The organism is Candidatus Symbiopectobacterium sp. NZEC135 (genome assembly GCF_025962695.1).
Window position 1 is genome coordinate 1 of sequence record NZ_JAGFPF010001121.1, and the last position, 707, is coordinate 707.

Here is a 707-nt window from a genome sequence, read left to right on the forward strand (position 1 = left end):
CGGCGTCAGTGGCTGCTCGGCAACGCCTTGCAGGGCGATCTTCATATAGTCATCCCACGCAGGTTGGGCGCTCTTTGCGCCGCCCTCATAGCCCGAAATCTGATCTTTAATCGCACCCGAAACCGTGCTGCGGCCCAAATCGCGGCGATGGTCATCAAAGCCAATCCACACCGAGGTGACAAGGTTAGGCCCGTAACCGGAGAACCAGGCATCTTTGGAGCTGTTGGTGGTGCCGGTTTTGCCGCCGATGTCATGACGCTGTAAATCTTTACCGGCACGCCAGCCAGTGCCCATCCAGCCGGGTTCGCCAAACACGTTGCTGTTGAGCGCGCTCTTTATCAGAAACGACAACGGCGTGCTGATGACATGCGGCGCATACGGCAGCGTGCTGACCTGCGCTTCGGTCGGCGTGACGGCGTCAATCTGTGGCTGAGGCACGGTGCCTTGCTGCTCTAGCGAGGTGGCGACGTTTTCCATGCTGTCCGTTGATAGCACGGCAGAGCGCGGCGTTTCGCCATAAACCAGCGGCAGATTGCAGGTGTCGCACACGGTTTTCGGCGTTGCGTTGAAAAGCGCGTTGCCCGTGTCATTCTCGATACGGGAAATGAAGTAAGGGTCAACCAGGTAGCCCCCGTTGGCCATCACCGCATAGCCTCTGACCACCTGGAGCGGCGTGAAGGACGCGGCACCCAGCGCCAGCGATTCGG

At 60.0% G+C, this 707-nt stretch carries 1 protein-coding gene; it reads right to left on the bottom strand.

All coding sequences use genetic code 11. From position 1 onward, the window contains the following. The coding region (locus J5224_RS32825) for a penicillin-binding transpeptidase domain-containing protein (protein ID WP_264629098.1) at nt 1-707 on the bottom strand (707 nt) is incomplete at both ends.